The sequence below is a fragment of the Brevibacillus centrosporus genome (genome assembly GCF_046622605.1).
GTDB lineage: Bacteria > Bacillota > Bacilli > Brevibacillales > Brevibacillaceae > Brevibacillus > Brevibacillus centrosporus.
In genome coordinates, this window is the sequence record NZ_CP176856.1 from 1,459,144 (window position 1) to 1,483,878 (window position 24,735).

Sequence of the window (24,735 nt, forward strand, 5' to 3'; positions counted from 1 at the left end):
GAAAGCATGAAAAACATGCCGGATGAATCAACCGGCATGCTCCTGCAAATCGTTCGGATTCCAATGCCCGAAGGCAAGCCACAGCGTTGGCTTTCCCGTAGGACCGATGCTTGCTTTGACCGGCTCGAACCCCATCCCGCGAAATAAGGCGAGACTGGCTTCGTTGTCGAGAGCGACTCGTACATAGAGCTTCGGCAGCTTTTGACAGAGATGAGCCGTGAGCGCCTTCCCGATTCCTCGGTTGCGATATCGCTTGTCGACTACCAGAAATGACTGGCCGAGACCGCAGCGAGAGACAGCGAACAATCCGACAACCCGTTTGCCATTCATTGCGAGAGCCAAGGTAGTCCCTTGCTCCGCCATCCGTTTGGGAGTGAGCTGTGTGAGCCAGTTGATGGCGTGCTTGGTAATCCGGCGGTCCCCTTCCTGGCGGGTAAATCGGACCAATGTCGTCTGGGATTCGGCCAATGCCTGTGGCGGCATGATAATGTATTTCAGCTTCATGTTCGTTACCCCGCTACTACTCCTCGCCCGCTTGGCAGGCGGGATACATACTGTGCGTAATGGATGAGATTGGACAGTGACAAGCGGCGGATCGTAGGTTCGTCGAATTTCTCGGGTTTCGCATTTGCCTCAAAAAACCAGAGCTTCCCGTCCTCCGTCAGCCCCAAATCCATGGACATTTCCGCCAAATCTTTAATCTCCTCGTTTAGTGCTTGCGCGATCGTCAATGAGGTATGGTGGATCGTCGACTCCATTTTCTCTGGATCGGTCGAGAAGAGTGCATGCAGCACACTGGACAGGGAGTGAATGGAACCTCCACGAGGGACATGGGTGGTAATGCTTTGGGATCCGGATCTTCGGATGCCCACCCCTGTGACGCCCCATTCTCCTTTTCCATCCTTTTGGACGAGAACCCGTACGTCAAAAGGTTTGCCCATATACCTGGCACGCTTGATTCCTTGCTGCATGATATACCGTTTATCCCGGGTATGACCTTTGACGTGCTTCCAGAGATCCTCCAAATCCCTAAAGCGGCGGATGATCGCTTTTTGATCCTTTAACCGTTCCAGTCGCCACATGTCATTCTTGTAGTCGATCCGCATGATTCCTTCTCCGGCTTTCCCGCGCACCGGCTTTAAGTAGACAAAGCGATGCTCGGTGCAAAAAGTGCGGAAGCGAGCGAGATTATCGAGTTTTTTCGTCTCTGGCAAAAAGGACTGGACGCTTGGGTAATAGGCAAGCATTTGAAAAAGCTCCTGTTTATCAAAAAAACAGCGATTGAACAGAGTGACATTTGGCAAGTCGTTGATCCGGGAAAGGGTCTTGCGTACTTCCGACCGCTGTTCCGCTTTCCTGGTGGGTATGCGGTTGTAGACGACATGCGGGAACGGGAGAATCAGTTCCTGCCAGAGGTTTTGTCGCTCGTTATACAGATAACCGCGGACCTTCTTTTTTTCCCAGTTGATCCCTTGCGGCGTAAATACGAAAACAAGTGCTCCCCATTTTTTACCGGAGAGGGCAATGTCTTTGAAGTTATCCCGATTTCCCAAGAATGCTGCCCCATCGCCGACAGTCAGAATACCGATCAATGGCCCGAGTCGCACGGAGTTATTGACCATCTTCCAGTTGATCCGTGTGCAGATGCGGCCAGGCTGTTGATTGGGTAGACCCGTATGCAGCCGTTTCTGATGAGCGAATGGTCCAAGACTGGCGATTAACGGCTTTTTGGGGCGGTTGGCTAGGGCTTGCCGTGGAAGTTGCAGAAACCATTTGCCGCTTGGGAGGATGGTTAACCACCCGGAGCTCAGTTTAGGCATGGGTGTTCCTCCTTCCTGAAAAAACGGTCGTGTTCGCATGGATTAAAAATTCGCAAGATAACAACTGTAATCGACGAGCAGCTTGCGAGATTCATAGTCCGCTTGCTTGAGCCTTGCGTGTTTAAAGATAGAACGCCCTGGCTTGGAGTTGGCTTCGAACATCCAGACATGACCATGCGTATCGATACCCATATCGAGTCCGAGCTCACCCAGATCAATGCCCTTCGCCATTTCAATGGCTGTGGCGAGGCGGATAGAAGCATCCGATATACGCTCCACCATCATCGCTTTTTGTCTGCCAAAGAGATGCTGGAGCAATTCATCTCCAGGAATGACGGTACCTCCTGTGCGCACATGGGTAGTGACGCTTCCAGAGCCTGCGACCTTGGCGGCTGTGCAGGAAACGACCCATTGATTCAGCTGGTTTTTATGAAGATGAACACGGAAGTCAAAAGGGCGCCCTTGGTACGTCATCAGGGAGATCCCTTGCTGTGCGAGGTAGGAGCTGACACGACGGCTGCGAAAAATATGCTGATACAGAGCAGAAAGCTTGGTGAAATGCCGTTTGACGTTGCCAGAGCCGTTGTGGTAAGACACATCGTATCCGCCGCCACTCCGCACGACCTTGACGATTCCGTATCCAAGACTACCGTTTTTCGGCTTCAGATAGACAATCGGGTATTTTTTTATCAGATTGCGAACCGTTTGCAGGGATGGGGAGGTATAGGTTTCTGGAATGTGTTCGTTGACTTCTGGATTGGGGTACAAAAGCTGGTGAACGCCCCATTTGTTGAAAAAGCCCTGATTGAACATTGGGGTGTTCGGGTAGTTTGCCAGCTTGTATTTGAAATCCCGTACGGCCTCGTGTTTTTCGGCAGAACGAGAAGGAACACGGTCATAGATGACATCAGGCATGGCAGTTTTCATTTTTCGCCAGACGTAGCTGCCGTTCTTGCCTTTGCGCAAAAACCAGGCAACGACTTCGTTTTTGCTCCAGTCAACATCGTGGGGAGAAAAAATATAGTAAAACACGCCTTTGCCTTCCTGTGCCTGCAAGAGCTTTTGGAAGAACGAGGTCCTAGGTCCAATTGGATTTCGGGGATCTCTGCGAACGCCTGTGGTGACGATGCCGATCGCAGGTCCGATCCGGAGCGTTTCTCCTTCGCGCTTCAGATTGATTAAGCCGCCGTGGGGAATGCTCAGCTCCTCTTGCAGCAGGCTGGTGATTTTCACGACGTTGCTATCGGGATTTCGCTTGTCATTCAGGACAACGGCGACTGCTTCCTTTTTACCCAGCGTGATCGTAATTCGTTGGCGGGGTCTCAGCTGCAGCTGTTGCATGAGATTGATCGGCAGGATGATCCCGTAGACATGGGGATGAGGAAGGAAGCGGAGTCGCACTCGGGTTGTTTCCATGCTTAGTAACCTCCTACACGCTCTTTCATGAGATAGTGAGCATAACGAACAGGCTGGGTGATGGAATGGAATTGGGCAGCAGGATCGTTGATCATGGTGAATACAGTCCGGCCAGGTCTGCTGTTCACTTCGATGATCCAGACGTTGCCTGCTGTATCAATCCCGACATCGATCCCGAGTTCTACCAGTCTGCCGTGGGACTGCTCTAAAAAACGGGGGAGCTCAACTGCCACCTGATCGATAGTTTGCATGATCCGCGTCTGCAGCGCTGGCTTGTAATGGCGAGAGAGGAAGGGGGCGAGCGGGACAGCCTTGCCTCCACCGTGCAGGTTGGAGGTAATGCTTCGTTTATCACCGATCCGCACAGCACGGCCGGTGGTTTCCCACTCTCCTTCCCCGTTTTTTTGCACCAGCACACGGACGTCGAATGGTGAGCCATCGGGTGTATGCAGCTCGAGGTAAGGCTGTACGAGAAACTTGCGTCCATTTGTAAAGGTAGAGACAAAGCGTTTGAGTCCGGCCTCTCCCTGGAGAATGCGGCGGAAAGGCTGGTTATCTTTGCTTCTCCCGGATACTTCAAAATCTCCCTTGCGCCTCTTGACTCGTACGACACCGATCCCATGGGTTCCCGCCATTGGCTTGAGGATGGCGGCGTTGTATTTATCCAGTGTTTCCTGTAGGGCGGAGTGCGTGAAAAGCTCGGTGGGAGGCAGCAGTGGAGAGAGCTGTTTCGAGTGGATGAGCATTTGATGCACCTGCCATTTACCGGACAGGCCGTGCCCCAAAAATGTAATGTTGCGATCGTTTTGCAACTTTTCCACAAATGGTTTATAGTTGCGATAAGCTGGGCCGACAAAGCATCGGTCGTAAACGAACGCTGGCAATGGGAATGTGTCCGATTGCCAGGCGCCGTTTCTGTATTCAAAGCCCGCTACCGTTCGGGAGGAAAAGTTTACCTGGCGCGGGGAAAACACAAAGACACGGATGCCTTGCTTGCGTCCGAAGAGCGTCAGCTTTTTGTAATAGCCTTTGTCAATAAAGTGGGAGCCTTGGCAGCGAGTCATGATGCCTAAGGTTCTCTGGTTTGCTCTCATGAAGGTCACCTTCGCCTGATTTTCTTGGCTGCTGGTTTTGGCTTTGGTTTAGCTGCCCGGGGAAAACCACTTACATATGCGGCATATTCAAGCATCCGCACAACCGATGGCCTTGCGCGGCGGGGAGGTTCTTCCTCACCTTCTGGAAGGGGTACGGTGTTGGCCGTCTTGGATGGTTTGCTGTTTACTTCTAACAGCCACACATGCCCCCGGACATCTACACCGAGATCGACCCCAAATTCCGCGTAATTCCCTGGAAGTGCTTCTTCTAACAGCACGGACAGCTTTAAAGCAACAGCTCTGAGTGTCTGCGGTGTGGGGCGATTCCCGCTTACCCACGGACCGCAAAGGCGCAGAGCCTGTTGGGGAGGCAGCATGGAGCCGCCTCGAGAAATGTTGGAGACGATCCGATTTTGCCCCAAACGCGCCACCATTGAGGTGACCGCCCATTCCCCTTTTCGATCTTTTTGGACCAATACGCGAAAATCAGTTGGTCGATTTTGGATGCCAATCAGTGGTAAACCCTGCTGTAGCAAGTATGGTTTGCCTTTTGTCTGTTTGGTGAGATACTGGTTCAGCCCTTGTATACTGGAGAAGGTCTTGGTGAGTCCTCCTGGTTTGGCGAGCTGATAGCCTTGATCTGTTCGACGCAGCCGGATGATTCCCCGACCCATGCTGCCGTTCGCCGGTTTTGCGTAAACCACGCGATGCGCGGACAGCATATTCTTTACATCATCTAGGCTCTGATAGCGGACCATACTGGGGAGATGATCGGCGGCAGCTTCCTGGTTTTCTAAAGCGGAATGCACGTGCCACTTATTTAGGAATTGCTCATTAAAGAACGGGATGTTAGCGTCCTTACATCGCTGCACCCAATTGGTCATCTGTTCGCTTCGTTCCCGTTGCCTGGAAACGAGACGGTTGTAGATGCATTGGGGAAGCGGCAAAACTCTTTGTCGCCAGACGCTGCCAACTCTCGTGAGACCACGGACAATTCCCGCATCCCAGTTGACATCCTGCAATCGAAACGCGCAGATGACGCCACCGCGTTTTCGGCAAATATCCGCTACTTCATTGAAGAACGGAGTCAGGGGTCCAAAAGGGGATTGAGGGAATTGCGCGTTGTAGGTCGAGACAAGTACACCCACATAAGGGCCGAATACAAGGGACTGCTGGTTCGCTTGGTATCGGGCCAGCAGGGGAATTCTCGTAGGCAGATGGAGCGCTTGGGCAATGGAAGGGCGTATCAACGTACGGTTAGTACGATCCATACTGCTTACACGGGCACGAACTTGTTTACTTCCGAATTGAACGGTGAGGGTGGGCGAAGAGAGATTCCATTTGCGCATGTGCGCCTGGGGCAGGTAAAGGTCTACTTCCGACTTTGGCTCGTATGCTTGAACGATGGTTGGAACGTAAGACATGGTTATCCCCTTCCCATCAGGCATGAAGTTAGTCTATGGTATGAGTAGGGAAATGGTTTGGTTCCTTGCAGAGAAGAGAGGTTGTTAGTGTTTATGAACTTTTGGATGATATTGATAAACGTTGGAATCGGTTCCGTCATTGGTGGAGTGACGAATGAACTGGCGATCCGAATGCTTTTCCGTCCGCTGAAGCCTTGGTATATCGGGCGTTGGCGCGTTCCCTTTACTCCGGGTTTAATCCCGAGTCGGCGAGACGACATCGCCATACAAATGGGCAGATTAGTAGAAGAACACTTACTAACGATGGAAGGGGTCAGGCGTGCCCTTACCCAGAGCGGGCTTGAGAATCAGCTGGCGGACTGGCTCAATCGGGTGGCGCAAAATTGGATGCAGGACGAGCAAAGCCTGCGTCATTTTTTACAAGCGGCTGCTCCACAGATGTTCCAGGAGGATGGCGCGTGGAGCGAATCCGTTCGCCAGCCCGTGCTTTTGCATTGGCAGTCCTTTGTCAATCGTAAGCTCTATCAGTATGAAGAAAAAACATTGCGGGAGCTGATTCCAGCAGCAGGCAAAGAACGGCTGGAAAGCGCATTGGATTCAGTAAGCCAGCTTTTGCTCCAAAGATTCCGTGAATTTTTGCACTCTCCGGAGGGCCAGCAGTCGCTGCAATCGATGATTCGTGGGCTGCTTGGTGGTGGAGGGGGGATGTTCGGCGGCTTGGTTGGGATGTTCCTCGGAGACGACAAGATTTTGGGCAAGCTGCTGCCTCATCTCGACGATCTGTTAGGGCGCCCGGAGCTATCCCAGAAATTGCGTGAGATGCTCGGTGGCGAAGCGGACAAGCTGCTGGATAAAAACGTAGGTGAGATTGTGCAGTGGATTGGAACGCAGCAGGTCGAGGATTGGTCCCGTGCTGTGTTTGCAAAGCTGGAGGAGCAGAGCTTGCGTATTGTGGACGAGCCTGTGTCGCGGTTAACTTCCCCCATTCAAGAGGCGGTAACCACTTCACTCGTACCACGCATGGCGCGGTGGATGGTAGATTCTTTGGAAAAGAATGTGGAGCGAATCTTCCAGAGACTGGCGATTCGAGAGATCGTGACGCGCCAGGTAGAAGGCTTCCCGATTGAGAGGATCGAGGAGATGGTAGTGGGAATCTCAGGAAAAGAGTTCCGTATGATTACCATTCTGGGCTTTATATTGGGCGGTATCATTGGTTTGATTCAAAGCTTCCTAGCGATTTGGCTGGGTTAGCAAAACTGAAAAGAAACTGTAAACCGCCTGTAATATTCCTGTAATATAAGAAGGATAAGATAAACATACGATGAAAACCCCCTTAATGATATACTTTCTGATTTGGTAGCTTGAAAAAGCTACCCTTTTTTTTTGCCTCTCCTTCGGGTATATTGTTCCAAGGAGCCAGAGATGGAACGGGTGGGAGATTAGGAAGGGGGATACGCGACTTGACAACGAAACACGAACAAATTTTGCAATACATTGATCGCCTTCCGATCGGCTCAAAGATTTCGGTACGGCAGATTGCCAAAGACCTGGACGTAAGTGAGGGTACGGCATACCGGGCCATCAAGGAAGCAGAGACCCAGGGATACGTCAGTACCATTGAGCGTGTCGGAACGGTGCGAATTGAGAAAAAACAGAAGGAAAACATAGAGCGGCTGACCTTCGCCGAGGTAGTCAATATTGTAGACGGGCATGTTTTGGGCGGGCGAGAAGGCTTGCACAAGACGCTGAATAAATTCGTCATCGGTGCGATGCAGCTCGAAGCGATGATGCGCTATATCGATGCAGGCAGCCTGTTGATTGTAGGGAATCGCTATCAGGCGCATAAAATTGCGCTGCAGCAAGGGGCAGCGGTATTGATTACCGGGGGCTTCGACACGAGCGAGGAAATCAAGCAATTGGCTGATCGTCTCGCGCTGCCGATCATTTCCTCCAGCTACGATACGTTTACCGTAGCTTCGATGATCAACCGGGCCATTTACGACCGTCTGATCAAAAAGGAAATCGTCATGGTTGAGGATGTGCTCAAGCCACTGGCGGAAACACCCGTCCTTTTGCCTTCCGATCCAGTGGCAAAATGGCATCAGTACACAGAGCTTTACCAGGATACCCGTTTTCCGGTCGTGGATGAGCAAATGCGCCTGATCGGGATTGTGACCTCTAAAGATATCATCGGACATGATGAAACCGCGACAATCGATAAAGTGATGACCAAAAATCCGATCACGACGTCTCCACGTGTATCAGTAGCTTCCTCCGCGCACATGATGGTGTGGGAAGGAATCGAGCTTTTGCCTGTCGTAGACAATCACCGCAAGCTGGTCGGGGTCCTCAGCCGAAATGACGTGCTAAAAGCTTTGCAGTACACAGCCAAGCAACCGCAGATGAGCGAGACGTTCCCGAATCTGATCATGTCCCATTTCCGGGAAGAGCGAAAATCAGATGAGCTTCTTTATTTGGGAGAGGTCAGCCCGCAGATGACCAATCATCTTGGGACGATCGCGAGCGGAATCATGACGACGGTAATGGTGGAGGCAGCCTGTAACCTTTTGCGTCAGCACCGCAGAGGAGATATGGTTCCCGAAAATGTGATGGTCTACTTCTTAAAGCCGGTGCAAATGGAGAGCCAGATCGAAGTGCAGCCCCGTCTGCTCGACATCAGCCGTCGCTTTGGAAAAGTAGAAGTAATGGTCTACCAAGGGGATCAGCTAGTGGGTCAGGCAATGGTGACTGCGCAAATCATTGAAAGATAATACGAGAGAAAGCCATCTGGACGAATTTTCTTCGTCAGATGGCTTTTTGTTTTAAAGAAAAAGGACCCAGGTCCCTTGGCGTAAAAGCGGCTCCCGGGTGCCGCCTGCCAGCTCGCCGTCAATGTCGAGCTGATCCGCTCCGCTCATGAAATCCTCGTGGACTACGTTGTCGTTTGTCCACTGAGTGGCTTGTTTCAAATTTCCAGCGCGTTGACAGACGGGGAGAAAATGAGTACGATCTGATTAAATATAGGTCTAATTAGATGTTCTCCCCGATCGGGGATGTGGATTAGGTAAAACGGAGAAAGGTGATAACAAATGCAATTAGATAAGTTGGTGACCTTTCATAAAGCACTGGCCGATCCGACACGCATTCGCATCCTCGCCGTCTTGGCGAATGGACCACTGCACGGTCAGGCACTGGCAGGAAAAATGGGCGTGACTGCCCCAACGATTACCCACCATATGGCAAAGCTGCGTGAGGCAGGAGCGGTGTACGAGAGAAGGGACAAGAACACCATTTATTTTTATCTGCATGAAGCCAATATGAAGCGACAGTCGCAGGCAATTCTGGATCTCCTGGCAAAGGCAAAGGACGAGAGTGTCGATGAGTTCCAGGATGACATTTCGGTAGCAGAGCAGAGGAGGGAGAGCATGGCACAAGAGGCACTGCAGGTGATTCGAAGCTTTATTACCCCGGATGGAAAGCTGAAGCAAATCCCGGCCCAGCGCAAGAAAAAGCTGTTTGTGTTCGAGCACATGGTCCGCGGTCTGGAGAGAGGAAGAAAGTATCAGGAAAAGGAAATCAACGAGTATATCAAGACGTTCCATGAGGATTTTGCCACGATTCGGCGCGAATTTGTCATGAATCAATATATGTATCGGGAAAACGGAATCTACGAGTTGAACCCGGAGGAGCTGTGGGCGAAGCCGTAAGCGAGCCAACAGGGAGAAAATAAAAAAGGACAACCGTCGGCACTGCACTCGGGTTGTCTGAAGCAATAAGATATCACACAAGGGTCATTATAGCGTACCGAAAAACAGTCTGCTACACGAAACGGCTGGAAACGGAGGAAAGATGTTTCCAGCTCTCTTCCCATCCGCTAGGTGCTGGCAGCAGCCCTATACGCCTTTTTTCATTTCAGCAAGCCAAAGCGTCTTATAACGGAAATAATTGCGCGTCCCCAAATAAAGATTGATCACACCCACGACAAGCATCACGAGAGCGACCACGATGCGGATCGTATCCAGCTCTTCAAAGGTAAACTGATTGATCCCGAACAAAGTAACCAAAAGCCCCAGGGCGATATTCATTTTTCCCAATATCATGCGGGAAGCAAGCGGGTGGGTACCCTGTCTGCGGGCATGAATGCTGAAATAAACGCTGGCGACAAGCGAGGCTAGCACGCCAGTCAAATAAAAGGCGGACCACATATCCTGCATACATCCTCTCTACCAATCTGGTATTATCCTACCAAAAGATAGACGGTGTGGCAAATTTACAAAGAACATTTGTTCTTGTTTTCCCACAGTCTTTGCGCTTTTGGGTATAATGGAAGGCGAAGCGAAGAACAGATAACGATTCGGAAGCGGAATTGAGAGAGGAAGGAACAAAGATGAACACCTTTGTCCATCTGCACGTTCATACGGAATACAGCTTGCTGGACGGTGCGGCACGCATTGAAGCGCTGGTAGCGCGTGCAAAAGAATTAGGAATGCACGCGCTTGCCATTACGGATCATGCCAATCTGTACGGAGCCATTCCTTTTTATAAAGCCTGTCTGGAAGCTGGGATCAAGCCTATTATCGGCATGGAAGTGTACGTGATAGAGGGGAATCTCTCTGATCGCGTGCGCAATGCACCGGCTCCCAGTCATTTGATCCTGCTCGCGGAGAACGACCAAGGGTACCGCAATCTGTTGAAGCTGGCGACAATCGCACAGACAGAAGGAAATTACATTCTACCGAGACTGAATAAAGAAGCCCTTGCCTGTCACACGGAAGGGTTGATTGCACTTGGGGCAAGCCGCGAGGGAGAGGTAGCCCGACTCTTGATGGCAGGAGATGCTGCAGGAGCGAAGGAAGCGGCATTGTGGTATCGCGAGACATACGGAGCGGACCAGTACTATTTGGAAATGGTGGACCACGGGCTGGAGCCGGAGCGAAGGTTGAATGCGCGCCTAGTTCGGCTGAGCGAGGAGACGGGCATACCGCTGGTTGTCACCAACAACGTTCATTACATCCAAAGAGAAGACCATGCCATACACGACATCTTACTCGCGATCGGGGAAGGAAAGACGGTTAACGAAGAAGGCCGTTTCCGTTATGAGACAGATCAGTACTACCTGAAAAGCGGGGAGGAACTGGCAGCAGCCTTTGCTTTTGCTCCTCAGGCTCTGCACAACACCGCTAGGATCGCCGAGCGTTGCCAGGTGACGCTCTCATTCGGTGAGCATATTTTGCCGAAGTTCCCTTTGCCTGCTGGGCAAGACTCGACGACGTTCTTACGGGAGCTTTGCGAACAGGGCTGCCGCGAGCGATATGATGAGCTGACACCGCAAATTCGCGAGCGTCTGGACCACGAGCTGGCAATTATTACGGGGACAGGCTTTACCGATTACTTTTTAATCGTCTGGGACTTCATGCGCTACGCACATCAGCACGGAATCTCTACCGGTCCGGGCAGGGGGTCGGCAGCTGGCAGTCTGGTTGCCTATGTGCTTAAGATCACCAATGTTGACCCACTGCGCTACAACCTGCTGTTTGAGCGGTTCCTCAATCCAGAGCGGGTCACGATGCCGGATATTGATATCGATTTCGCTGTGGAGCGCAGGGACGAGGTCATTCATTACGTGGCGAAAAAATACGGCCATGACCGCGTTGCCCAGATCATTACCTTTGGGACGATGGCGGCGCGTGCGGCGGTTCGGGATGTAGGGCGTGCTTTAGGCTTGTCGCTAGGGCTGATTGACCGGATGGCGAAAATGATTCCGCAGTCGCCCGGGATGACGATCGAGCGTGCCATGCAAATCAATCCGGACATCGCCAAGGTGTGTGCCGAGAACAAGCAGGCGGCTCAGCTGATTGAGACGGCGCGGGGAGTAGAGGGGCTGCCGCGGCATGCCTCCACGCATGCTGCGGGAGTGGTCATTTCCCGTGAATCGCTGACGGAATACGTGCCATTGCAGACGGGTAACGAAGGTCTGGCGCTCACGCAGTACCCGATGGAGATTTTGGAAGAGGTCGGACTTTTGAAAATGGACTTCCTTGGCTTGCGCAACCTGACGATCATCTCGGAAACCTTGCGCAATCTTGCACAGCAAGGCATCCACGTCGATCTCGAGACCATTCCGACTGATGATCCCGAGACCTATCGCATGCTGACGCGCGGGGAGACGACGGGTGTCTTTCAGCTGGAGTCCTCCGGTATGCGCAGCGTGCTGCGCGATTTGAAGCCGACGAGCTTGGACGACATTATTGCTGTCCTGGCATTGTATCGCCCGGGACCGATGGAGATCATCCCGCAGTACATCGCGGCGAAGCACGGTCAGACCAAGGTCCACTACGCTCATCCTGTACTCGAGCCGATCTTGCGTGAGACGAATGGCTTTATGATCTATCAGGAGCAGATCATGCAGATTTCCTCCACGCTCGCGGGCTTTAGTCTGGGGGAAGCGGACATTTTGCGCCGGGCCGTAGGGAAAAAGAAACGGGATCTTTTAGCCGAGCAGCGGGAGAAATTCGTCGCGGGCTGCGTCAAGCAAGGCTATGGAGATGAGCTGGGCAACGAAATCTACGACCTGATTGTGCGCTTTGCCGATTACGGCTTCAATAAGGCTCACTCGGTCGCCTATGCCATCATTGCGTATCAGATGGCGTATTTGAAAGCCAATTATCCGCTGGCCTTTATGGCGGCGCTCCTGTCTCTGTCCATCGGCAGCCAGACGCGCATCGCAGAGTATACGGAGGAAGCCCGCCGTCTCCATTTGCAAGTACTCACACCTGACGTCAATCGCAGTGAGGCGCATTTTACTGTCGAGCAGGATGCCATCCGCTTTGGTCTGGCGGCTGTCAAAAATGTCGGGTACAGTGCGATCGAATCGATCGTGAAGGAGAGGCAGGGCAGACCCTATCGCGATGTATTTGATTTTTGCGCTCGTGTAGACGGCAGACTCGTGAACAGGCGAGTGGTGGAGTCGTTGACACTTTGCGGCGCACTGGATTCGCTGCCAGGACACCGCAGTCAGCTTCTGGTCCTGCTCGATGAAGCAGTGGGCAAGGCAAATGGCAAACGCGTGGAGCGGGATGCCGACCAGATGAACCTTTTTGCAGGGGAAGATGCTGCCCCGGTGCGGGAGCTTTCGGAGTACCCGGAGGTTCCGCCATTCTCGCGCGCCCAGCAGCTAAAGGAAGAACGTGAGCTGCTCGGTGTTTACATCTCCGGACATCCTCTGGATCAGTACGCGCATCTGGCCAGTCGTTCTGAGGTGACGGCGATCCTTGCACTGGGGGAGCTGCCCCGGGAAAAAACGGTGAAGGTATTCGGGATGATTACGGAGGAGCGGCGCATCCAGACGAAAAAAGGAGACCCGATGGCTTTCATCACCATCGAGGACAAAACGGCGCTGGTCGAAGTAGTCGTGTTCCCGCAGGTGTTTGCCAAGCATGCCGAGCTTTTGACCAAAGAGAGCATGGTGGTAGTCGAGGGGCGCATCGACCATCAGGATGACCTGGTCAAGCTTTTAGCATCCCGTTTCTGGTCAGCCGATGCGATTCCGAAGCCGACAGAGGAGACTGTGCTTTTTGTCAAAATTTCAGAGGCGCAGGAGCGAGATTCGACGCTTCAACAGCTTCAACAGCTGTTTGTCGAAAAAAAAGGAACGATTCCTGTCATTTTGTTCTACGAGGGAAAAAGACAGACAATTCGCTTGCCAGAGACGATTGCTGTCGAGCTGGACGAGTCATTTTTGGAGCTAGCAAGAGAAATTGTGGGACGTGACAGCGTAATCTCGAAAAAAATGCCCATAATGTGGGGAGGATGAAGAATGTCCTCCCTTTTTCGCCGTTTTCGGCAGGTTTACAGAAGAACGGGTTTGCTATATATTGAGAACATAACTTGAAAAGTGGTCAGACCACTGGACGATTATTGGAAAGCAACAGGCGGTTTTAGAAGCAGTACTAGAAAAAGATAAACGTGAATGGAGTGGTTATGAGTGTCTAATCTGCGAGAGGAAGCATTAGAACTTCACAGAAAACATCAAGGTAAATTGGAGGCTGTCACAAAAGTGCCAGTTCGCAATGCACGTGACTTGAGCCTTGCTTATTCTCCAGGGGTTGCCGAACCATGCAAAGATATTTTTGACGACAAGTCAAAAGTGTACGAATATACGATGAAAGGCAACCTCGTAGCGGTAGTAAGCGACGGGACTGCTGTACTCGGCCTCGGCAATATCGGCCCAGAAGCTGCTATGCCGGTTATGGAAGGGAAAGCCGTTCTGTTCAAATCCTTTGCAGGTGTGGATGCTTTCCCAATCTGCCTGAATACCACAGACGTAGATAAAATCGTAGAAACCGTGAAGCTGCTCGAGCCTACCTTTGGCGGCGTAAACCTGGAAGACATCGCGGCCCCTGCGTGCTTTGAAGTAGAAGAGCGCCTGAAGCGTGAAACCAACATTCCAGTATTCCACGATGACCAACACGGTACAGCGATCGTAACCGCTGCAGGTCTGATCAACGCCCTGCGCGTGGTGGACAAAAAGCTCGAGGACATTCGCGTCGTAGCAAACGGTGCTGGAGCAGCAGGTATCGCCATCATCAAGCTCCTCGTTTCCATGGGTGTGAAAGACGTAATCATGTGCGACACCAAAGGGATCGTATATGAAGGCCGTCCGTTCGGGATGAACCCGGTAAAAGAGGAAATGGCAAAAATCACGAACCACGACAAGATCCAAGGCAACCTGGAAGATGCGATGAAAGGTGCCGACGTATTCATCGGAGTTTCCGTAGCGGGCGCTGTAACAGCTGAGATGGTAAGCTCCATGAACCGCGACGCAATCATCTTCGCGATGGCAAACCCGGTTCCGGAAATTATGCCGGATGTAGCAAAAGCGGCAGGTGCAAAAGTAGTGGGAACCGGACGCTCCGACTTCCCGAACCAAGTAAACAACGTACTGGCCTTCCCAGGAATCTTCCGCGGTGCTCTGGATACTCGTGCTACCAACATCAACGAAGAAATGAAGCTGGCAGCTGTGTACGCAATCGCAGATTTGATCACGCCAGAAGAGCTGTCTGCCGATAAAGTAATCCCGGCTCCATTTGATGCTCGCGTGGCTCCAAATGTAGCTGCAGCGGTAGCGAAAGCGGCAATGGAAAGCGGCGTAGCTCGCATCACTGTCGATCCAGAAGATGTGAAACAAAAAACCATGAACCTGGCAGCGATCTCCTACCAGCAAGTATAGGAATCGTGTAAAGATCACCCTCCGAGACACCGTGTTTCCAGGCGCCGCCGGGGGGTGCTTCACTTCACAGTAAGTGTTACGTAAGGAGGACGAATGGTGCTCGACTCATCCCAAGAGAGAAAGGTATACGAAGGGATTCTCCTGCAGATTCATGAGATCGTTCAAGAGAGAAATCTGCGTCCCGGCGACAAGCTTCCGTCCGAGCGGGAACTGTCGGAGCAGCTGGGTGCAGGTCGTTCCTCTGTCCGTGAAGCGCTCCGAGCATTGGAGCTTCTCGGATTGATCGAGACTCGCAGAGGGGAAGGCACATTCTTAAAGAGTTACCGGCACAATCGGCTGATTGACATCCTCGGATTTTTCATCCTGCGGGATGCCAAGACAAAGAAGGATCTGATCGAGATGCGCCGAATCCTGGAGCTGGATGCGGTGCGGCTCGCCTGCAGACGAGCGACTGACAAGCACTTTGAAGAGATGGAACGCATTTTGGCGATTGCCGAGGAACGGGTCGAGCGGGGGGAAGTACCCACGGAAGAAGACTACCTGTTCCATCGCGTCATTTGCCGCTCCAGCCGCAATTCGATCCTGCATCGGATCTGGGCACCTCTTGTCGAATACAGCAACAGTGTTCGCATCGAGTCATTGTCACGCGAGGGCAGGGCAAAGATGGCTGTTGGGGAGCATCGCGAGATCATGGAAGCGATCCGCGCAGGCGATGCGACAGCGGCCGTTGAAAAAATGAGGCATCATTTGGAGAACAGTAAGCTATGATTTTCCCCCATTTGCGACAGGCGCAAAGGCTGTGATATGATGATGCAGACCTGTATTGGACGATGAAGGAGGAAGCCAGCGTGTGGACTGTCATCTACATCGCTCCTATCGCAAGAATCGCAGAACGGATTCAACAACGTTTGACAGATGAAGGATTCCTGGTAAAGGTTCGCGAGGCAAAAGTCTCGAAGCAATACGAGATTTTGGTGCCGGAGGGCGAGCTGCAAGAAGTCCAGGAAGTACTCGCCACGATCCTTCACTGAAGAGAAAGGTGGGGTGTACCAGTGCTAAAAGATCTTTTTGGGAAAAAGCGCAAGTTTGCTACAGTCCCTTCGGAGACACTCGCACGTGTCCCTGCTTCCACCGACCCTTCTAAGGAAGCGGGAACGAGAGAAAAGGAAGTCCCTGAAGGATTGATGAATAAATGTCCTCACTGCGGGACGATTCACTATTCCAAGGATCTGGAGAAAAATTTGCGCGTCTGTAAAGGGTGCCAATACCATTATTCCATGTCTGCTCCTGAGCGTCTGGCGTCTCTCTTGGATGAAGGTGCACTGACAGAGGAATTCGACGTGAATTTGACTACAGCCAATCCCCTCGGTTTCCCAGGGTATTTGGAAAAACTCGAGCAGGACAAGGTAAATACGAACCTGAATGAAGCGATCATTACCGGTGAAGGTGTGCTTGGCGGCAACCGGATTGTGATAGGGGTAATGGATTCCCGCTTCCGTATGGCCAGTATGGGATCTGTCGTAGGTGAAAAGATTACTAGAGCGATCGAACAAGCAATCGCTCGTCGTTTGCCGTTCATCTTGTTCTCTGCTTCAGGTGGTGCGCGTATGCAAGAGGGCGTTCTCAGCCTCATGCAAATGGCAAAAACAAGTGCGGCTTTGTCCAGACTCGATCGGGAGCGTCTGCTGTTCGTATCGGTTATGACAAATCCAACGTATGGCGGCGTGTCTGCAAGCTTTTCTTCATTGGGAGATTACAATATCGCCGAACCAGGAGCTATGATCGGCTTTGCCGGACGTCGTGTCATTGAGCAAACGATTCGCCAGGAGTTGCCGAAAGACTTCCAAACAGCGGAATTCTTGTTGAAGAACGGTCAGCTCGATATGGTGGTGCACCGCAAAGATATGCGTGCTACACTAGCCAAACTGGTAGAGATGCACACGTCGCGGGAAGGAGTGGAAGCATGGCAGGAGAACTCCCTTTTGAAAAGCCATTAGTCGAATTACAGGACAAGATCAAGGAGCTGCGTCGCTTTACCGAGGAAAAAGGCATTGATTTCTCGGATGAAATCAAGCGACTGGAGCAAAAGTCAAAAGATCTTGCTCAGCAAATCTATGGAAACCTGACACCGTGGCAGCGTGTACAACTGGCTCGCCATCCGGAACGTCCGACAACACTGGACTACATACAGTTACTTTTTACTGATTTTATCGAAGTGCATGGAGACCGGTTATACGGGGATGACCATTCCATTGTGGGCGGGATCGCCAAGCTGGATGGACGCCCAGTAACCATCGTCGGGCATCAAAAAGGGAAAGATACCAAGGATAACATCAAGCGGAATTTTGGGATGGCGCATCCGGAAGGCTACCGCAAAGCGCTCCGCATCATGGAGCAGGCTGACAAATTCGGTCGCCCGATCATCTGCTTTATCAATACGTCGGGTGCCTATCCCGGCAAGGCTGCTGAAGAGCGCGGCCAAAGTGAAGCAATTGCTCGCAACCTGCGTGAAATGGCTACTTTCCGTGTACCGATTATTTGCATTGTCATCGGGGAAGGCGGTAGTGGCGGAGCGCTCGCGATCAGTGTGGGCAACCGTATTTTTATGCTCGAGAATTCCTATTACTCCGTGATTGCTCCGGAGAGTGCCGCTGCCATTTTGTGGAGAGATTCCAGCTTGGGTATGCGTGCAGCTGAGACGATGAAAATTACGGCGCCAGATTTGCTTGAGCTGGGTGTGATCGATGGCATCATCGAAGAACCGTTTGGAGGAGCGCATCGCGATTTGATTCAGCAGGCGAGTATGGTCAAAGCCACGATCGTAGACCAACTGGAACAGCTCGGTAAAATGACTCCGGATGAACTAATACAGGATCGTTACGAAAAGTTTAAACAGATTGGTGAATACGCCTCCCTGTGATTGCAGGGGGCGTTTTTTGGCTTTTTTCTGCAAGGGAAATCTGCTACAATCGTAGTCGAATCAAGAAATCATCAGATCTTTTGAAAAGTATGACACATATCTTTTTCTTAGTATAACAGATATGAAAAGTGAAATGATACAGTGTGATTCATACCCTATATGGTACATACTGTTGGCGTTTCATGACATGCTAAAGATGACACGATTGGAGAGGTGGATTCCATGCAAAAGCTTGCGGTTCTGACCAGCGGTGGCGATGCTCCAGGAATGAACGCTGCTGTACGGGCGGCTGTTCGACGAGCTGCTTATCAAGGGGTACAAATGTACGGCGTGTACCATGGATATGAGGGACTGATGAGTGGGGATATTCAAGAGATGTCGCTTGGTTCCGTTGGGGATATTATTCAACGGGGCGGAACGATTCTATATTCGGCACGCAGCGAGGAGTTCAAGACAGAGGCTGGACAGCAGAGGGCTGTAGAGCAGCTGCGCAAGTTTGGGATCGAAGGCTTGATTGTCATCGGAGGAGACGGATCGTTTCGCGGGGCACAAAAACTGACGGAAAAAGGATTTCCGACGATTGGCGTTCCAGGGACGATTGACAATGACATTCCGTGCACGGACTTTACGGTCGGGTTTGATACCGCATTGAATACGATTGTGGAAGCGATCGATAAAATCCGCGATACGGCTACCTCGCATGAGCGCACCTATATCATTGAAGTAATGGGGCGCGATGCCGGAGATTTGGCTCTGTGGGCAGGGCTTGCTGCAGGGGCAGAGTCCATTATTATCCCGGAGGAAGCGCAGGATATGGAAGACATTCTGGAGCGGCTCCATGCTGGTCAGCGCCGCGGCAAGAAGCATTCCATCATCATCGTAGCAGAAGGTGTCGGGAGTGCTTCCTCCTACGCGGATGCCATCACCAAGGCAACCGGCTGGGAGACACGCGTAACTGTACTTGGGCATATCCAACGCGGCGGTTCTCCGACGGCGATGGATCGCATGCTGGGAAGCCGTATGGGTGCGGCAGCAGTTGACTTGCTCTTGGAAGGCAAGCGGGACCGTATGGTAGGAATCCAAAACAATCAAATTGTCGATGTCGACTTCAATGAAGCATTGGCGAAGAAGCACCAACTGGACTTATCCGTTTATCAGCTGGCACGTACGCTGTCCATTTAACACAGGACAGGTTTTAGGTAAAAGAGGAGGCAGAATCCTATGTTGAGAAAAGCGAAAATTGTATGTACCATTGGACCGGCGAGCGAGTCGGTCGAGACGTTGAAAAAGCTGATCCATGCCGGGATGAACGTAGCTCGGCTCAATTTCTCACATGGCTCTCATGAAGAACACGCAGCACGGATCGTAAATATTCGCAAGGCCGCTGAGGAAACAGGCAAGCCGATTGCGATCCTGCTCGATACGAAAGGACCAGAGATTCGTACGGGTACATTGGCTGTCGATGCAGTGGAGCTGGTAGAAGGAAATACCATGATTCTCACAACGGAAGAGGTAGCAGGAACGGCTGAGCGCGTGTCCATCACGTATGGAGAGCTGCCAGAGGATGTCAAGCCAGGCGATACGATCCTGATTGATGATGGTCTGATCGGGCTGACCGTAAAAGAAGTAAAAGGCACAGACATCGTGTGCTTTATCAAGAACGGCGGCACGCTGAAAAGCAAGAAGGGCGTAAACGTTCCAGGTGTGAAAATCAATCTGCCAGGAATTACGGAAAAGGACGCACAGGACATCGAGTTTGGGATTGCCCAGCAGGTGGACTTTATCGCGGCTTCCTTTGTGCGTAAAGCATCTGACATTCTGGAGATCCGCGCAATTCTGGAACGCCACAACGCCAAAATCGATATCATTGCCAAGATTGAGAACCAGGAAGGCGTAGACAATGTAGATGAAATTCTCGTCGTCACAGACGGAATCATGGTTGCGCGTGGGGATCTTGGGGTAGAAATTCCGGCTGAGGAAGTGCCTTTGGTACAGAAGAAGCTGATCAAAAAATGTAACGAGCTCGCAAAGCCGGTTATCACGGCGACACAAATGCTCGATTCCATGCAGCGCAACCCACGCCCAACCCGTGCGGAAGCGAGTGACGTAGCCAATGCGATCTTTGATGGAACAGATTGCATCATGCTTTCCGGGGAAACGGCTGCGGGGAAATATCCGGTAGAATCGGTGGAAACAATGGATCGTATCGCCGTGCGCGCTGAGCAGGAGCTCAACTATCGGGAGATCCTGTACGCACAAGCACAGCTGAAGCAAGTAACGATCACGGACGCGATCAGCCAGGCCGTTTCCAATGCAGCACTGGACCTGAATGCTGCTGCGATCATTACGGCTACAGAGAGCGGTCATACAGCGCGCATGGTAGCCAAATTCCGTCCAAAGGCACCGATTGTCGCGGTGACTCCGCATGCAAGCGTGATTCGGCGTATGTCGCTGATCAACGGGGTATATCCTGTCCTGGGTGAAATGGCGAATACGACAGACGAGATGCTGGACATGTCTGTACAGGAAGCGCTGGAAGCAGGCTTTGTACGCCATGGCGATCTCGTGGTCATTACTGCGGGTGTACCGGTTCGTGAAGTAGGTACCACGAATCTGATGAAAATCCATGTCATTGGCGATGTTGTAGCCAAAGGCCAAGGAATTGGGCGCAAAGTCGTGACAGGGAAAATCGTGCTGGCTCGTTCGGCACAGGAAGCATTGGCAAAAACGGAGGAAGGCTCCATTCTGGTGACCATCGGAACGGATTCTGACATGATTGATGCCTTCAAAAAAGCGGCCGCTGTCATTACGGAAGAGGCCGGTTTGACTTCTCATGCCGCGATCGTAGGGCTCAACGTGGGCGTTCCGGTCATTGTTGGGGTGCCGTTTGCTACGGAGATCCTGAAGGAAGGTCAAGTCGTGACCGTTGACTCCGAGCGGGGACATATTTATTCTGGACACGCACGCGTACTTTAGTTTTAGGTATTAAGAATCATTTTGTTGCATAGCCGATTCGAGGGTGACTATTCGTCACCCTCTTTGTCATGCGCTTTGCGAGTAAAACGAGCGCCTGATTTGCTGTTATTTACCAGATAACGGTTGGTTTTAGGTAATGAAAAGCGGGGGGCAATCTGGTAAAATCGTTTGGTTGCCTCTTAGAGGAGCATTTACGAGATGCAGATTTTGAACCGTTCGACAAGGGTCTCCCTATTTTTGGGGTAAAAGAATCATATTTGTCACAGATAGGAAAACCGATACATATAGGGACTGCAAAGGGAGATACTCCCGTCATCGCTGGGAAATCTGTGTCAAGTGTTTTTTTATCAGGAATACTATATCTAGTGTTGTCGAAAATTATTTCGTACTATATGTAGGTAAAACTATTGAGTTTTTTAGATAAAGATAGTTAACTAGAGAGGAACCATTTAGAGGAGGAACCGATATGCTGGCCACTGAGCTGATTACCAGAACCCGTTTTCTGACGGATGATTTCTTGCAACAATATCCAGATTTTCCTGAACATATGAGTCCGCTTGGGCAGTTTGTTTATTACCGTACTTATTCTCGCTTTATACCGGAAAAAGGAAGACGGGAAACCTGGAAGGAAACCTGCCGTCGCTCGGTGGATTACAATATCAAGCTCGCCTATCAACATCTGAACAAAATCGGCTTGCGCCCAGATTCGCGCCTGATGGAAAAAGAAGCGGAAGGCTTGTTTGACAACATGTTCAACCTTCGCCAGTTTCTTTCCGGTCGTACACTGTGGGTTGGAGGCGCAGAGAATGGCGTGGCAGACCTGTATCCACTAGCCAACTTCAACTGCTCCTTCCTGAACATCAAGTCCTGGGATGACCTCGGAGACTTGTTCTATCTGCTGCTGGTAGGCACTGGAGTAGGCTTCAAGTGCACGAAGGAGATGGCAGAGGGACTGACGCCGATCCGCACAAATGTGTCTCTCTTGTCTTCTGAGTACAAGCCTCTGCCGAAGCACCAACGCCTGGAGCGCTCTGAGCTGAACGTACTGGAAAACGGCTTTGCCAAAATTTATGTGGGTGACAGCAAAGAAGGCTGGGTAGAATCGCTTCGCCTATACTTGCAAATCTTGACTGACAAGACCTATGAGCATATTCATACCGTGAAAATCTCCTACAACAGCGTCCGTCCAAAAGGAGAGCGTCTGCAGCGCTTTGGCGGGACCGCGAGTGGACATGAGCCGCTTCGCGAAATGTTTGAGGGTATCGATAAAGTTCTGAAAAACCAGATCGATCAACATCTGGCACCGATCGGCAGCGATGAAAAGGGCTACGGCAAAATTCGCCCGATCCACATCCTGGACATCGGCAATCTGATTGGAGCAAACGTTGTGGTTGGCGGAGTGCGCCGTACAGCGGAGATCTTCTTGTTCGACCATGACGATTATGAGTGCATGATGGCAAAATACGGGATTAACGGCTTCTGGACAGAAGATCAGCTGGCACACCATCGCCGGGTGGGGGAACTGCTGGGCGAGCACAAGCCTGTATGGTTTGACAGCATCCAGAAAGTTGGGGATGGTCGTCATGGACTGGACCATCGCCGTATGTCGAACAACTCGATCGCCTTTACCAAGCAACCGACTCGCGAGTTTTTGCATCTCGTATTCACCCTGATGCAGCTGGAAGGTGAGCCTGGCTTCGTCAATCTGGAAGAAGCCAATCGCCGCCGTCCAAACGCAGAAGGCCTGAATCCTTGCGCGGAAATTTTGCTGGATTCCTATGGTGTCTGCAACCTGACTACCGTCAATCTGGCTGAGTTCGTGAAGACCAGCCCGGATGGCTCCAAATATTTGGATCTGGACGGCCTTTTGGAGGCTCAACGAAAATCGGCGCGTGCCGGTCTGCGTATGACACTGGTGACTTTGGAGCTGCCGCACTGGGATACGGTACAGCAGCGTGACCGCTTGCTCGGTACCTCGCTGACAGGTGTAAAAGACGCCCTGGCTTCCTTGGGCTATACCGAAGAGCAAGAGCTGGAGCTGCTCCGCCTCTTGGGAGATGCTGCACGTGATGAAGCCAACCGTTATGCATATGAGCTGCGCGTGAACTCGCCACTGCTCGTAACCACAGTAAAGCCAGAGGGTACGCTTTCACAGGTAGCAGGCGGCGTCTCCAGCGGTCTGCACTGGTCTCACTCGCCTTACTACATTCGCCGCATCCGTATTAATGCGGAAGATCCACTGGCAAAAGCGGTGCAAGCGCTTGGCTGGACAGTGAACCCAGAGGTAGGTACGCCGGGCGATACGTATGAAGAGCGCATGGCAAATGCCCGTACGTTGGTTATCGACTTCCCGGTTGCTTCCGGTGCGAAGGAAACGAAGAACGAGGTGAGCGCAAAACGCCAGTTCGATACCTACTTCCGTTTCCAGAAGGAATACACCGAGCACAATTCTTCCAACACCATCACGGTTCGCAAAGAAGAGTGGAGCGAAGTGGAAGAGATCGTTTACGGCAACTGGGACAACTTCGTAGGGGTTTCCTTCCTGCAGCTGGATGGAGGAAACTACCAGCTTGCTCCATACGAGGAGTGCACACAGGCTGAATACGAGGCTTTGAAGCAAACGATGAAGCCGTTTGACCCTGCGATTTTGCAGCAATTCGAAACCGGTGGAGATGCCGACCTGTCGACTGCTGAATCTTGCGAGGGTGGCGCTTGCCCCATTCGTTAATCCGCTAGCTATAGAGGAAAAAGAGAAACAGGGAAGGACTAGATTTTCGTCCTTCCCTGTTTTTTTCGTATGCTTCCGATGACGTACAGCAGAAGAGGGTAGAGGATGCCTAGCAGCAAGCTGTAAGGGATCCAGGTGTCCGTATCCCACTTCTGCATGTAAGCGTTGTTGGGATACACAATCAGCGCCCCTGTGGCGATCAACACGCTTGTGGGCACGATGATCGAGCGGTAGGATCGCAGCTTGAGCAGCTGAGCCAAACCCGTGATGGCAGAGAAGCAGTACATCGTCAGCTTCACAAAGATCGTAAGAAACCAGATAATGGCAACGATAGCTTCCATTCGCTGAAAAAAGTCACCGATATTGATTTGACGCCCGAGAATAAAGCTAGGGTAGTTGTACAGAACGGTAATTTTCGGATTAAGAACCAGAATACTCAGCATGATGATCAATACGAGCATAAAACCACCGATCAGGTTGCTTAGCATGAATCCTCTTCTGAAAGTAGACGTGTCGTTTATGCACAGCGGGAAAAACATCAGCAGGGCGGGTGCCGTCAAATAGGTGATACTGATGAACCAGAGAACACCTTTTACTAGATCTTTGGGGCTTGCCTCCAAAACAGGCTGGATGTTGGTGATTTCCGCCTTGGGCAGGATGAATAGCACGAGAAAGAGGAACAAAAAAAGAAACCAGGGAAAAAAGATTTCAGCGGCACGGGCAAAGGGTTCAATCCCCAAGCGCAGGGATACAACTGGAATAATCAAGAACAAGAGAATCAGAAACTGGATAGGGGTACTCGGAAAAAATTGCGTGGCAAGAAAGTTGCCAATGTAATAGAGAACCTGCGAGCAAAAAAGGAGCATCGTCAGGACGAACAGAAGCGATACAAGCTTTCCTATCCATTTTCCCAAAATGAGCTCGTGGATTTGTAGCAGATTGTGTCCTGGGTAAAGCATTCCGATAGAGGCGTACAGCCAGCCAATGCCCAAACCGACCAGGACACCGACGGATGCGCTGATCCAGGCGTCCTGTCCCGAAGCCTGTGCCATCGTGGACGGTGCCACGAGAATCGTCGTTCCGATCGTGAACATGATGATGATGATCATCATTTGACGGACCGTGATC

General features: G+C 51.6%; 20 protein-coding genes. 12 read left to right on the forward strand and 8 right to left on the reverse strand.

The annotated features are described in order from the left end of the window. Nucleotides 1–27: 27 nt before the first annotated feature. The 5 genes from ACLIN2_RS07740 to ACLIN2_RS07760 are packed head-to-tail and all read right to left on the reverse strand — an operon-like array spanning nucleotide 28 to nucleotide 5,754. Entirely contained in the window at nucleotides 28–504 is a 477-nt protein-coding gene (locus ACLIN2_RS07740; RefSeq protein WP_092266129.1) for a GNAT family N-acetyltransferase, read from the reverse strand. Nucleotides 505–509: 5 nt separating this feature from the next. Then, a complete protein-coding gene (locus ACLIN2_RS07745) occupies nucleotides 510–1,820 on the reverse strand; it encodes a YheC/YheD family protein (protein WP_411503692.1) in 1,311 nt (436 codons plus the stop codon). Between the two features lie 42 nt (nucleotides 1,821–1,862). After that, entirely contained in the window at nucleotides 1,863–3,236 is a 1,374-nt protein-coding gene (locus ACLIN2_RS07750; RefSeq protein WP_411503693.1) for a YheC/YheD family protein, read from the reverse strand. A gap of 2 nt (nucleotides 3,237–3,238) precedes the next feature. Then, a complete protein-coding gene (locus ACLIN2_RS07755) occupies nucleotides 3,239–4,330 on the reverse strand; it encodes a YheC/YheD family protein (RefSeq protein ID WP_092266126.1) in 1,092 nt (363 codons plus the stop codon). 5 nt (nucleotides 4,331–4,335) lie between these two features. Continuing rightward, nucleotides 4,336–5,754, reverse strand: coding sequence for a YheC/YheD family protein (locus ACLIN2_RS07760; protein WP_411503694.1), 1,419 nt, complete (start codon nucleotides 5,752–5,754; stop codon nucleotides 4,336–4,338). A 93-nt stretch (nucleotides 5,755–5,847) separates the two neighbouring features. On the opposite strand from ACLIN2_RS07760, the gene ACLIN2_RS07765 reads away from it, so the two are divergent. Both ACLIN2_RS07765 and ACLIN2_RS07770 read left to right on the forward strand, forming a co-directional pair. Next, complete coding sequence (locus ACLIN2_RS07765; RefSeq protein ID WP_400584340.1) at nucleotides 5,848–7,005, forward strand: DUF445 domain-containing protein; 1,158 nt, start codon at nucleotides 5,848–5,850, stop codon at nucleotides 7,003–7,005. Nucleotides 7,006–7,214: 209 nt separating this feature from the next. Further along, complete coding sequence (locus ACLIN2_RS07770; RefSeq protein WP_411503695.1) at nucleotides 7,215–8,525, forward strand: DRTGG domain-containing protein; 1,311 nt, start codon at nucleotides 7,215–7,217, stop codon at nucleotides 8,523–8,525. A gap of 51 nt (nucleotides 8,526–8,576) precedes the next feature. Here the strand turns inward: ACLIN2_RS07770 and ACLIN2_RS07775 are convergent, their stop codons facing one another. Beyond that, entirely contained in the window at nucleotides 8,577–8,723 is a 147-nt protein-coding gene (locus tag ACLIN2_RS07775; protein WP_258957525.1) for an aminopeptidase, read from the reverse strand. Nucleotides 8,724–8,843: 120 nt separating this feature from the next. Here ACLIN2_RS07775 and ACLIN2_RS07780 point away from each other — a divergent pair, with 120 nt between their 5' ends. Further along, nucleotides 8,844–9,461 carry a metalloregulator ArsR/SmtB family transcription factor gene (locus ACLIN2_RS07780; protein WP_092266123.1) on the forward strand — a complete coding sequence of 206 codons (618 nt, stop codon included), beginning with the start codon at nucleotides 8,844–8,846 and terminating at the stop codon, nucleotides 9,459–9,461. Nucleotides 9,462–9,647: 186 nt separating this feature from the next. Here the strand turns inward: ACLIN2_RS07780 and ACLIN2_RS07785 are convergent, their stop codons facing one another. Continuing rightward, nucleotides 9,648–9,959, reverse strand: coding sequence for a YtpI family protein (locus ACLIN2_RS07785; RefSeq protein WP_092266122.1), 312 nt, complete (start codon nucleotides 9,957–9,959; stop codon nucleotides 9,648–9,650). Between the two features lie 182 nt (nucleotides 9,960–10,141). On the opposite strand from ACLIN2_RS07785, the gene ACLIN2_RS07790 reads away from it, so the two are divergent. From ACLIN2_RS07790 to nrdJ, 9 genes are all read left to right on the forward strand, one after another. After that, nucleotides 10,142–13,567, forward strand: a complete 3,426-nt coding sequence (locus ACLIN2_RS07790) for a DNA polymerase III subunit alpha (protein WP_411503696.1) — start codon at nucleotides 10,142–10,144, stop codon at nucleotides 13,565–13,567. A 171-nt stretch (nucleotides 13,568–13,738) separates the two neighbouring features. Continuing rightward, a complete protein-coding gene (locus tag ACLIN2_RS07795) occupies nucleotides 13,739–14,983 on the forward strand; it encodes an NAD(P)-dependent malic enzyme (RefSeq protein ID WP_092266120.1) in 1,245 nt (414 codons plus the stop codon). 96 nt (nucleotides 14,984–15,079) lie between these two features. After that, nucleotides 15,080–15,751 carry a FadR/GntR family transcriptional regulator gene (locus tag ACLIN2_RS07800; protein ID WP_092266517.1) on the forward strand — a complete coding sequence of 224 codons (672 nt, stop codon included), beginning with the start codon at nucleotides 15,080–15,082 and terminating at the stop codon, nucleotides 15,749–15,751. A gap of 80 nt (nucleotides 15,752–15,831) precedes the next feature. Continuing rightward, on the forward strand, nucleotides 15,832–16,014 hold the full coding sequence (locus ACLIN2_RS07805; RefSeq protein ID WP_411503697.1) for a glutamate decarboxylase: 183 nt from the start codon (nucleotides 15,832–15,834) through the stop codon (nucleotides 16,012–16,014). A 21-nt stretch (nucleotides 16,015–16,035) separates the two neighbouring features. After that, entirely contained in the window at nucleotides 16,036–16,980 is a 945-nt protein-coding gene (gene accD, locus ACLIN2_RS07810) for an acetyl-CoA carboxylase, carboxyltransferase subunit beta (RefSeq protein ID WP_411503698.1), read from the forward strand. Beyond that, nucleotides 16,947–17,903, forward strand: coding sequence for an acetyl-CoA carboxylase carboxyl transferase subunit alpha (accA, locus tag ACLIN2_RS07815; protein ID WP_092266117.1), 957 nt, complete (start codon nucleotides 16,947–16,949; stop codon nucleotides 17,901–17,903). Before accD ends, accA begins: the two co-directional genes overlap by 34 nt. Nucleotides 17,904–18,125: 222 nt before the next feature. Next, the gene (pfkA, locus tag ACLIN2_RS07820; RefSeq protein WP_411503699.1) at nucleotides 18,126–19,085 is read left to right on the forward strand and encodes a 6-phosphofructokinase; all 960 of its coding nucleotides are present in this window, start codon (nucleotides 18,126–18,128) and stop codon (nucleotides 19,083–19,085) included. Between the two features lie 39 nt (nucleotides 19,086–19,124). After that, nucleotides 19,125–20,879: a pyruvate kinase gene (pyk, locus tag ACLIN2_RS07825; RefSeq protein WP_411503700.1), complete on the forward strand. Its 1,755-nt coding sequence runs from the start codon at nucleotides 19,125–19,127 to the stop codon at nucleotides 20,877–20,879. Nucleotides 20,880–21,345: 466 nt separating this feature from the next. Next, a complete protein-coding gene (nrdJ, locus tag ACLIN2_RS07830) occupies nucleotides 21,346–23,607 on the forward strand; it encodes a ribonucleoside-triphosphate reductase, adenosylcobalamin-dependent (RefSeq protein WP_122959719.1) in 2,262 nt (753 codons plus the stop codon). A gap of 38 nt (nucleotides 23,608–23,645) precedes the next feature. Here nrdJ and ACLIN2_RS07835 read toward each other — a convergent pair whose 3' ends face one another. Continuing rightward, complete coding sequence (locus ACLIN2_RS07835; protein WP_411504522.1) at nucleotides 23,646–24,734, reverse strand: GerAB/ArcD/ProY family transporter; 1,089 nt, start codon at nucleotides 24,732–24,734, stop codon at nucleotides 23,646–23,648. Nucleotide 24,735: the final 1 nt, after the last annotated feature.